This is a genomic window from Blautia sp. CGZ-1-C1 (genome assembly GCF_056504575.1).
Genome location: NZ_JBWLUT010000023.1, coordinates 1 through 10,161, shown reverse-complemented (window position 1 = coordinate 10,161; position 10,161 = coordinate 1). Strand labels below are relative to the sequence as shown.

Genomic DNA, 10,161 nt, shown 5'->3' with positions numbered 1-10,161 from the left:
CGGTATTTCATAAGTACCGATCTCATACCATAAATGTTTTTTTCTTTTTTTAACATTTGAAGCCACAAAGCATCATCGTTTCGTTTTCTAATATTAGGGACTTCAAATTTTCCCATCTTTTCTACGTTGTACATAACCGTAGAATTTCCTACCGGGCAATCTAAAAGCACTCGATTATAATCAGCCTTTGGTACTGTCTTTATAATTTTATTTAACGATTTTCCATTTTCATCAATTTGTTCATACGCTGTACAAGAAAATGCAACATCATACTTTTTCATAAATGCTAATTGCTTTTTCAATTTTTCTTCTGGCCAAATATCATCAGAATCTAAAAAAGCCATATATTCCCCATCTGCCAACTCCATTGCTTTTGTTCTCGCAACGGCAGCTCCAGAGTTATTTTCTAAGCAAAAATATTTTATTCTACTATCTTCTTTTATATATTTATCGACAATTTCTTTTGTATTGTCTGTCGAACAATCATCAACAATAATCATTTCCCATTGCTGATAAGTTTGTGTCTGAACAGATTCCTATTGTTTCCCCTATAAACTTCGCACAATTATATGTTGGCGTAATAACTGATACTAATCCTTTTTCCATACACACTCCCTACCTAATCACTGCAAAAACTGTTTTTATCATTGTTCCTATATCATGTATAAAACTAAATTTCCTAATACTTTCAAGATTGTATTTCATCTTCTCCGGAAGAACTTTTTCTACATATACTTTGTCCACATCGTCTGCTTTATCCAATAACTCCGCTTCATCTTTATATTTTATACTCGCCTCAGATGTAACTCCCGCCGGTAATAACAACGTAGCAAACATTTCCGGTGTATACTTCTTTACATAATGCGTACTTTCCAGGTCTGGTTCCTACAAGCGTCATATCGCCTAAAATAATATTTATTAGCTGCGGCAATTCATCCAAACGATATTTACGAAGTTTTTCGCCTACCCTCGTAACTCTACTGTCATTGGATACGGTAACCTGGGTGCCGATTTTATCTGCATTAGCAACCATTGTTCGGAATTTAAATATCTTGAATTTTCTTCCGTATTGTGTAACACGCTCCTGACGATAAAACACTCCTCCTTTAGAATCTCTTACAATCATAATTGAGATAGCAATTAATACAGGAGAAAATGTTACGAGCATAACAGATGCAGCAAATACATCAAATCCTCTTTTTAAAGCCAAACTAATTTTTTTCTTTTTTAAACTGTCATAATATGGTACGAACTTCCTCCGTCTGCATAAATTTTGGTAATTTCTCCCATTCTCGTAACATCTGTATCTCCTATTTCTTCTATCACATTTAAATATATTCTTTCACGATTCTACTAAACTGCTTGATCACATAATCCACTTCTTCATCTGTAAGTTTTGTATGAAGAGGTAGAGTAATCTCATTTTCAAATCTTTTATATGCATTAGGATAATCTTTAATATCAAATCCCATATTTTTGTATGCAGTCATCATTGGCAACGGCTTATAATGCACATTGCAGGCAACACCTGCTTCTGCCATCTTCACGATAATCTCATGCCTCTGCTCCAACGTAATTCCCGGAACTCTTGTTATATACAAATGCCCAGATGACTGGTGGTTTTCCGTATAGTGATTTAATACCTCTATTCCGATTGGCTTAAATGCTGCATCATATTTTCCTATGATTTCTTTTCGACGTTCAAGCAAACCTTTATATCTCTTCATCTGTGCCAGTCCGATTCCAGCTACAACATCAGTCATATTACATTTAAACCAAGGTCCAACGATGTCATACTCCCATGCCCCAAGCTGCGTTTTTGCAAGTGCATCTTTTGACTGACCATGAAGTGATAACAACTGATACTGATGATAAATTTCTTCGTTATCAATTCCATCAATATCTTTCCAAACAGCGGCGCCACCTTCTGCAGTTGTAAAATTCTTAACTGCATGGAAGCTAAAATTTGAAAAATCTGCAATACTTCCAACTGGTTTCTCTTTCCAGGTTGCACCAAAAGCATGTGCTGCATCTGCCATAATAATCACTCTGCCGATGCTTTCCTGTATTTTATTTGCCGGATGGAACAAGTCTTTCTTACGTTCTACAATAGAAAAAATCCTATCATAATCACATGGCACTCCGCCGAGATCTACTGGAATAATTACTTTTGTTTTTTCAGTAATAGCATTTTCCAACTGCTTATAATCCATTTCAAGAGAATCTCTCTGAGTATCAATTAAAATAAGTTTTGCCCCTACATGACATACTACAGACGCACTTGCAGTATATGTATACGCACATGTAATGACTTCATCGCCTTCTTTAATTCCTAATAAACGCAAGGTCATTTCTGCACATGCTGTCTGCGAATTAAGACAAACAGCACGATTTACTCCACATAAATCTGCAACCTCTCGCTCTAATTCTTTTGTCTTAGGCCCAGTTGTAATCCATCCGGATCTTAATGCTTCTGAAACCTGTTCAATTTCTTTTTCTGTTATATCTGGCGGTGAAAATGGAATCTTCATAATATCGTTTCCTCCTTTTATCTGACTGATTATTTTAGAAAAAGCCTGGCTCAACACCCGTTCTTCCTACCTCTTCTTTTACCCAATCTGCATTCAGATCATTTTTGACTATTTCATTCTTTTTTAAATAAAGAACAATTTTACAATCCCTTGCCTCAATAGCACTAACAATCATTTCAGCATCCAATAGACTCTCTGGAATTGCATCAATATTTGCATATTCCTGTTCGCCCTCTTCTGTTACCAAAATAATAGAACCTTTGATTTTGTCTAATATTGATTTTGTTTCGTAATGCATATGCGTCCTTCCCGTATTTTTATAAAAATACAATCTTGTTATATTTTATATAGCTACTGCTTCTTCCCTTTCAGGCTCGCTCTTTTTTTGATGTACAGCAAATTCAGCAGCTCGATTAACTTCTTCCGGCTTTTTAAATGTTGGTACAGCTTTTCTTAATACTTCTCTCTGCCTGTGAATCATCTCCTGTTTCACAAACTTCTCTAAGCATATTCAAACGAGTATTAATTTCTTCCGGACTTAATGCTGAATCACGCTCAATAAATATCATGCTGTTACTTGTTTTATCTAATTCTTCTGTTTTAACCAACAATTCTTCATACAACTTTTCCCCCGGTCTTAATCCGGTTTCCACAATTTCAATTCCCTGTACACCAGACAATCGAATCATATTCTCTGCCAAATCCATTATTTTTACAGGCTGTCCCATATCCAATACAAAAAGCTCTCCATTATTTGCCATAGCTCCACTTTGAAGTACAAGCTGTGATGCTTCTGGGATAGTCATAAAATATCGAATAATTCGCTTATCTGTAACTGTAACCGGTCCTCCATTAGCTATCTGACGTTTAAATAACGGAATAACCGAACCCGCACTACCTAATACATTTCCAAAACGTGTCGCACTATACTTCACTTTTCCATGCATACTTGCACTCTGCACAATCATTTCGCACATTCTCTTGGTAGCACCCATAACATTCGTAGGATTAACCGCTTTGTCCGTTGATACCATCATGAAACGTTCCGCTTCATATTTTTCACAAAGTTCAACCAGATTCTGTGTTCCAAATACATTGTTATAGATGGCCTCGATACAGTTATGTTCCATTAAAGGCACATGCTTATGTGCTGCTGCATTAATTACAATCTGTGGATGGTACTTAGCAAATACACGTTCCAGTGCGTTCTTGTGTGTAATAGAACAAATTTCAATCTGAAGATTTAAAGTATTCCCATATGCAATTTTTAATTCCTGTTGAACATCGTATGCGCCATTTTCATAAATATCCAAAATAACAATCTGTTTCGGTTGCATCTTTGCCAACTGACGAGCGCCAGCTCCGATCCAATGGAACCGCCACCACCAGTAATCAAAACAACTTTGCCTTTGTAATATTCATTTGTATGCTCATCAGATACTACCAATGGCTTTCTGAACAATAATTCCTCAATATCAAATTCTCTTAAATGTCGCTTTCCTCCTGCCGCATAAACAGTCGGATAATCATAAACTTTTAATTTATATCCAGCATTTTTATAGTATTCATATAATGTTTTCTTCTTTTCTGCATCCATTGACGGTATAGCAAATACAATTTCCTGTACTTCATACTCATTCAATTTTCTAAATGTTGCTTCATCTTCTGACCATACCGGTAATCCCTGAATTTCACGACCTACTTTATTTTCATTAATATCAATAAAACATCTCGGAATGTATGCCGCTTCATCACTATTCAGAAGATCTTCCGCAAAACTTACTCCTACACGTCCAGCTCCAATTATTGCTATTTTGATTTTCTGGATTTCTTTATCATTTCCTTTCTTCACTCTACCGAATGTATATAATAAGGAAAAAGGAAAATCTCCCCTGCTTCGTTTCCTGATTACTACATTTATATGCATATCTATACATCATCCTTAACGCCAATGCGCCTAAGAGATTTATACTCATCAAACACAGCATTCTCGCAAATGTAATTTTCTCAACTGGAAGAACCAGTTCTAAAATCAAATAGACAAAAAATGCTATTGCATCTGTATATAACAGTCGAATATAACACTGAATACCGCCATATCTCCAAATCTGTCCATATACATTTCCAATCAATCTAATTGAAAATACACATAACAGTGCAAGAACCATCTGCTGCAACATACCTGAAATGGAAACTTTATCATTTCCACCATAAAGTCCTAAAAGCAACACCGCTGATAATTCATACACAAGCAAATCATATACAACCAGCATCCATCGAACATTACGCTTCTTATATTTCATTTGTATTTCTCCATCCGCAGGTTTTAATCTTACTTTTCCTGCATTTTCTTTTTTGTTAAAAACTTAAATTTTCATCGTTCAATGAAGATAATTTTTCTTACTTGCTTCTCATATTCATTCTTACAATTTTTCCTTTTCATATAGTCCATTACCCCCCCCCCCAAACAATTTTGGAGTCCTTAACACGACAACTAGCCTGTAAATGTTCTTTTCTGAAGAGCATCCGCAGGCTAGGTCAAACCTCCTTATCATAATTTTTCGGCTTATAGTGTGGGTCAAAATAAGCATCCAAGAAACCATTTATTTGTACATAATTTCCTAGCTTAACCGACACAACCATGCAGAAAAATCATCATAACCAGATTCGACTAAGCCAGCGAAACCCTTGTAAAATCACTTTTCTTGGTTGTTCCTATTATACCGCTATCTCCTTTTAGTACATTAAGGAATTGTGGAAATTCATCCAGGCTTGTTTTTCTAATAAAATTACCAATATCAGTCTTTTTTTCTCCATTTGGCAAGATTTTATTTCCTATTACACGTGGATCGAATTCCAGCTTAAACATCATGCCGTCTTCGACTCTGTTGTCTTTCATCAGTTCTTTTTTCCGCTCCTCGGCATCCATGTACATACTGCGGAATTTATACATCTTAAACTTCTTGCCGTTCTTTCCCACTCGAATCTGTGAGAAGAAAATCGGACCTGGCGACTGAATATAGATTGCAGGTGCCACAAATATGAAAATTATTCCTGTCAAAATACATCCTGCCAATCCACCTATAATATCCAGGCTTCTCTTCATAAATGCCTGCTTCACAGTTGCATAGTTTATGCTGGTTGTCAATACTGTATAATCGCCCAGCTTCTCTACCAACTGCTTCTTTCCTATCGCATCTGCCATCTTTGCCAGATTTAAATGCACCGTTACACCTGTTTCTAACAGCTGATCTGCTAGCTTCTGTGGATAAGAGTATTTTTCAGAAATCACAAGAAAAACTTCATCAATCCATTCTCTGCAGACATAATTTGCCGCATCTTCTTCATTTGCCAGAACAGGAATTCCTTCTATCTTTTGCCCTTTCATATCTTTGTCCACAAGCACAATTCCAACCAAATTAAATCGCTGGTAATTATGTTCCTGCATGCTGCGCACCACTTCAGCAGCAATATCACTGCTTGTAATAATCAGAAATGAACGGTCGCCTCCATTTTCCATTCTTTTCTGCAAATGTTTCTTCCACAAAATCCTTGTCACATATGCAAATATTATATAGAACACAGCTGTAAAATACAAAACTGACCTGGAAAAAGAGGTTCCCTCTTGAATTGTAAATAAATATAAAACTGCCAGAAGCATTACCAGAATCACGTGTTTAACCGTCGCAGCCAGTTCCTGATAGTATCCCCGTCTCAATACGCCTTTTAAAGTCTCAAACAGAAATACCACAAAAAAATCGATAAATGTCAACATAAATGCCATATTTCTGTATAATAAATTCTTGTACGGGTTTCCTATCCCATGACGACAAACATATGATAAAACGAATGCCAGATGCAGGCTGATTAAATCAATTAATATAAAATCAAAATGCTTCAGCCAGCCTTTAGAACTTTTTCTATACATATTTTTCTTTTTCTTCTCTCCCTGTTTTCATAAATCTATGTTTTCACTATAGGTTATTCTACATAGTTCTACATAATTTGTCAATATTTTCTACTTAAAACATTTCGTATTACTGAAAGCAAAGCATACAATAACTTTTTTAAAACACAAAAACAGCCGCCATTTCTGGCGGCTGCATTTTATTTCTGAATTACCGAATAATTATTCAGCATCTGCAACAACAGTGAAGAAAGCACCATCATCTAATGCAACTTCAAGAGTTTTGTTCTCTTTGTCAACGCTGATCGGATCAACGATCTGCCATTTCTTTGCATCTTCTTTGCTGTAAGCTACAAGCTGAATGTTCTCCATAGTATCTGTGATACTTGGAACAGAGATCTCAACTTCATATTTACCATCAGCATTCTTCTCTGCTTTGTCTGCATCAAGTACTTTGAATTCATCAAAACCTGTAACGAATTCTTTTCCGTCAAGTTTCTGAATGAGTTCATCGATAGCAGCTTTCACTTCTTCGTCTGTTGTCTCTTCTGAAAGAGTTTTCAGAACGTCAACGAAACCAGCTACTTCCATTTTACCTTCGTTAACCTGTTTGAAAGCGTCAGCTACTGCCGGCAGTTCTGCCTGCAGATCAGTAAATCCTTCTGTTTCTTCGATTTTCTGAACAACTTCATAGATTGCAGACTGTTCAGCAGATACTGTAATTGCGCTTGTGCGGCTTCCTGCTGCACTGACACCTACAGTAGCACATCCTACTCCAAGGGCAGTTGCTAAAGCAAGTGTCATGAATTTTTTTGCAATTTTCATAATGCACCTCTCCTTTTGGATTATTTTTATATTGATAATCGTACAGGAAGTCTGTACGAATTATCTCCGAGTAATAATAACAGTACTAATGACTATTTGCCACCATACAGTTTATTCCAAACCGGCTGTCTTCTAACCGGTTTATTGAATTTTCTCATAAAACATGGAAATAATCAAGTCCGACAGAGCATCTTTGTCTACTTGATACTCATCAAAGTTCTTACCTTGCTTTCCCTCACCTGGTACAGTCTCTGTATCAGTGATGCCGTTTCCGGATGCTGTAAGCAACTTCGCAAATATGTCATTTCCCATGTTTGTAACTGTATAGCTCTTAATACTGTCATAGAGGTCTGCCACAAATCCGGCATCCTCTCCTGCCTTCTCCTGCGCTTTCTGAATTAATGCCTGGAGATAGGTTTTCTGTCTCTCCTGACGGACCAGAGCACTCTGGGTCTTGTCAGTGTCTCGATATCGTACAAACTTTTCTGCGTTTTCACCTGTAATATTAACAACAGCACCCTCTTTAAATTCCGGATATGTATCCTCAAGGCTGTTGTCAGGCACTGTGATCTGAACTCCACCTACAAAGTCCGTAATCACCGGAATACCATCCATATTCATGGAGCAATATCCCTGAATCGGCAGTCCGTCCAGCAGATTGGATACTGCTGTCTTCATCAGTTCACAGCTTTTTTGCTTGCCATCACCAAATGCGTACTGTATATTGATGTGGTCTGTTGACTCTCCGAGACTTTTACCGGATGGATTGAAAACTTCAATCTCCGTCATAGAATCTCTTGGAATAAAGAGCACCTTAATTTCTTCTGTTGCCCTGTCCATGGAAACCACAAAAATCGCATCTGCCTGACCGGCATCTTCCTGTGTCTGATAGGTATCTACCGGATTTCTTGTATCAATTCCTAGAAATAAGTAGTTGCTGAGATGATCGTTATATTTATATGTCCCGCCTTTATATTCCACCGTGCCACTGCCTGATGTCTGGCTCGTCCGACTCTGGTCATCACTGTTCATGCCGCTTGTCTTTTGGGATGCTGATTTTGTCTGCATCATAAAATAATACCCGCCGCCCAAAACTGTAAGAACTATGATCAGGATAATTATCAGAATCATATAAATCTTTCGTTGTCTCGCAGCTTCTTTTGCTGTTTTTTTCATTTTCATTCCTTCAATCGTTTACTCAGTTCTGGCTGATATAGCCAAGCTCCTGCAATTTCTGGAACACTGCCTCTGCCATAGCCTGCTGTGCTTCATAAGTAGCAGACAGCTTCTGTGTCACATTTGCAAGACTGATATAATGTTCGCCCCACTTCTCGCTGAGCACCTGATCAAGTGCTTCAGAAGTCACGCTTCCATCCATAGGGCGTGTTCCCACAACAATGAACTGGTCTTTGTTCTGGAATGTATTTAAAATCTGTTCCTGCTGCTCAGCAAGCTCTGCAGGATCATGATTCCATCCGCCATAGTATCCCATGAAGATGACAGGTACACAGTCCATATCATTTCTGGTAGTCTGTTCTTCTGTAAGATCACGGATTCCTGTCTCTGTTACATTCAGCTGCGCACCATTTGCAGCCTGCTGATGTTTCACAATATATCCCTGAAGAGTTTCATCACTTACACCGGCCATCTTCATCATGGAAAGTGTGCCGCCGCCCTGAAGGGTCTTGTTGATCACTGTCAGGTTATATCCGTTGTCTGTCAGAAGTTTCTGAAGCACTGCCATGTAGGAATAGGTGTTGGATTCCTCACCATTGATCAGATCATCTCCCCAGCATACGATACCGGAAATTGTTCTCGGTGTTTCCGCTTCAGCAGTATCTTCTGCCTGTGCGGTCTCCTCTGCATCCTCTTCCCCGGCTGTGTCTTCTTTCTTCTTGCTCTTCTTTGTCTCACTGTTATCGGCATCTTCTGTATTCTCATCTTCGGAGGATGCCTTCTCTAACTGTGCAGCGTGTTCCTTTACTGCTTCATAATCTTCGATTCCGCTCTGCTGGTTACCTGCAAGTTCTGTCAGACGTTTGGCTTCTTCCCGCTCTGTATTATAGCTCATCACAAGAATAGTGCCAAGAACCCCCACCAGGATAATACAGATAAAACCCAGCAAAATATTTGTCTTTTTCCCTTTTCTCTTCTTATTTCTGCTCACTTTTCCCAATTTTCCTTTACTGTTAATTATGGTTATGATATCACTTCTGAACGATTATCAGACAGCAATATTATTTCTGGGACTCATCATCGCTTCTGCGATAGTATTCACCATAATGTTTGTAGTAAGAAGAGTAATATTTGTCGCTACTGGTGTCTATCTTATTCATAACAGCTCCCAGAACACGGCATCCGCTTCTCTCAAGCTGTGCAAATGCCTTCTGTGCATCTCTGTATCTGACGCTGCCTGGCTGGATCAGGAAGATCGCTCCATCACAGCATCTGCCGATTACCGCAGCATCGATTACAGTTCCGATCGGCGGTGTGTCAATCAGTATGTAATTGTAATATTCCCTGACTTCTTTCAGAAAAACCTTGAAAATGTTCTCGCTGAGAAGTCCTGAAGGGTTTGGTGCAGCCGGACCTCCGAATATAATGTCCATATTCGGGAAATTCGTCTCATAGATAATATCCTGCAGTCCTACCTGCCCACTGAGAAGCTGGGAAAGACCCTTGACCTCTTCTTCTACTCCCAGTCGTCCTGCATAAGCAGTCTTTCTGATATCCGCATCCAGAAGAAGAACTTTCTTACCGATGCTTCCAAGCTCCTGTGCAAGGCTGAGTACTACATCACTCTTACCTTCATTCGGAAAGCAGCTTGTAACCAGAATTGTCTTTATGCTCTGACCGGACAGCTGGATATTTGTACGCAGCGTTTTAATCGCCTCGCTG

The 10,161-nt window shown here is 38.4% G+C and carries 11 protein-coding genes and 1 pseudogene; all 12 read right to left on the bottom strand.

From position 1 onward, the window contains the following. Positions 1 to 500 (bottom strand): glycosyltransferase family 2 protein (locus AC058W_RS01225; RefSeq protein WP_479389594.1); only part of this gene is annotated, 500 nt, incomplete at its 3' end. Between the two features lie 115 nt (positions 501 to 615). Then, positions 616 to 1,301 (bottom strand): annotated as a pseudogene (locus AC058W_RS01220) (sugar transferase). A 27-nt stretch (positions 1,302 to 1,328) separates the two neighbouring features. Beyond that, positions 1,329 to 2,531 (bottom strand): DegT/DnrJ/EryC1/StrS family aminotransferase, encoded by a 1,203-nt coding sequence (locus AC058W_RS01215; protein WP_009246045.1) that lies wholly within the window; start codon positions 2,529 to 2,531, stop codon positions 1,329 to 1,331. A gap of 34 nt (positions 2,532 to 2,565) precedes the next feature. Next, a complete protein-coding gene (locus AC058W_RS01210) occupies positions 2,566 to 2,829 on the bottom strand; it encodes a hypothetical protein (protein ID WP_118136913.1) in 264 nt (87 codons plus the stop codon). A 133-nt stretch (positions 2,830 to 2,962) separates the two neighbouring features. Beyond that, on the bottom strand, positions 2,963 to 3,844 hold the full coding sequence (locus AC058W_RS01205; RefSeq protein WP_479389593.1) for a polysaccharide biosynthesis protein: 882 nt from the start codon (positions 3,842 to 3,844) through the stop codon (positions 2,963 to 2,965). Then, positions 3,799 to 4,383: a nucleoside-diphosphate sugar epimerase/dehydratase gene (locus tag AC058W_RS01200; protein WP_479389592.1), complete on the bottom strand. Its 585-nt coding sequence runs from the start codon at positions 4,381 to 4,383 to the stop codon at positions 3,799 to 3,801. Before AC058W_RS01200 ends, AC058W_RS01205 begins: the two co-directional genes overlap by 46 nt. A gap of 1 nt (position 4,384) precedes the next feature. After that, positions 4,385 to 4,834 carry a hypothetical protein gene (locus tag AC058W_RS01195; RefSeq protein WP_479389591.1) on the bottom strand — a complete coding sequence of 150 codons (450 nt, stop codon included), beginning with the start codon at positions 4,832 to 4,834 and terminating at the stop codon, positions 4,385 to 4,387. A 368-nt stretch (positions 4,835 to 5,202) separates the two neighbouring features. Next, positions 5,203 to 6,306, bottom strand: coding sequence for a sugar transferase (locus AC058W_RS01190; protein WP_479389590.1), 1,104 nt, complete (start codon positions 6,304 to 6,306; stop codon positions 5,203 to 5,205). 354 nt (positions 6,307 to 6,660) lie between these two features. After that, positions 6,661 to 7,263 (bottom strand): hypothetical protein, encoded by a 603-nt coding sequence (locus tag AC058W_RS01185; protein WP_118247988.1) that lies wholly within the window; start codon positions 7,261 to 7,263, stop codon positions 6,661 to 6,663. Between the two features lie 141 nt (positions 7,264 to 7,404). Beyond that, positions 7,405 to 8,439 (bottom strand): LCP family glycopolymer transferase, encoded by a 1,035-nt coding sequence (locus tag AC058W_RS01180; protein WP_243009325.1) that lies wholly within the window; start codon positions 8,437 to 8,439, stop codon positions 7,405 to 7,407. A 22-nt stretch (positions 8,440 to 8,461) separates the two neighbouring features. Beyond that, positions 8,462 to 9,430, bottom strand: coding sequence for a hypothetical protein (locus tag AC058W_RS01175; protein WP_243098906.1), 969 nt, complete (start codon positions 9,428 to 9,430; stop codon positions 8,462 to 8,464). 70 nt (positions 9,431 to 9,500) lie between these two features. Then, positions 9,501 to 10,161, bottom strand: a 661-nt coding sequence (locus AC058W_RS01170) for a polysaccharide biosynthesis tyrosine autokinase (protein ID WP_479389589.1), incomplete at its 5' end; no start/stop codon positions are given.

What these genes read in the sequence shown, in the direction of transcription:
- AC058W_RS01215 (WP_009246045.1), bottom strand. Translation starts at nt 2,531, where the DNA reads ATGAAGATTCCATTTTCACCGCCAGATATAACAGAAAAAGAAATTGAA.
- AC058W_RS01210 (WP_118136913.1), bottom strand. Translation starts at nt 2,829, where the DNA reads ATGCATTACGAAACAAAATCAATATTAGACAAAATCAAAGGTTCTATT.
- AC058W_RS01195 (WP_479389591.1), bottom strand. Translation starts at nt 4,834, where the DNA reads ATGAAATATAAGAAGCGTAATGTTCGATGGATGCTGGTTGTATATGAT.
- AC058W_RS01190 (WP_479389590.1), bottom strand. Translation starts at nt 6,306, where the DNA reads ATGTTGACATTTATCGATTTTTTTGTGGTATTTCTGTTTGAGACTTTA.
- AC058W_RS01185 (WP_118247988.1), bottom strand. Translation starts at nt 7,263, where the DNA reads ATGAAAATTGCAAAAAAATTCATGACACTTGCTTTAGCAACTGCCCTT.
- AC058W_RS01180 (WP_243009325.1), bottom strand. Translation starts at nt 8,439, where the DNA reads ATGAAAAAAACAGCAAAAGAAGCTGCGAGACAACGAAAGATTTATATG.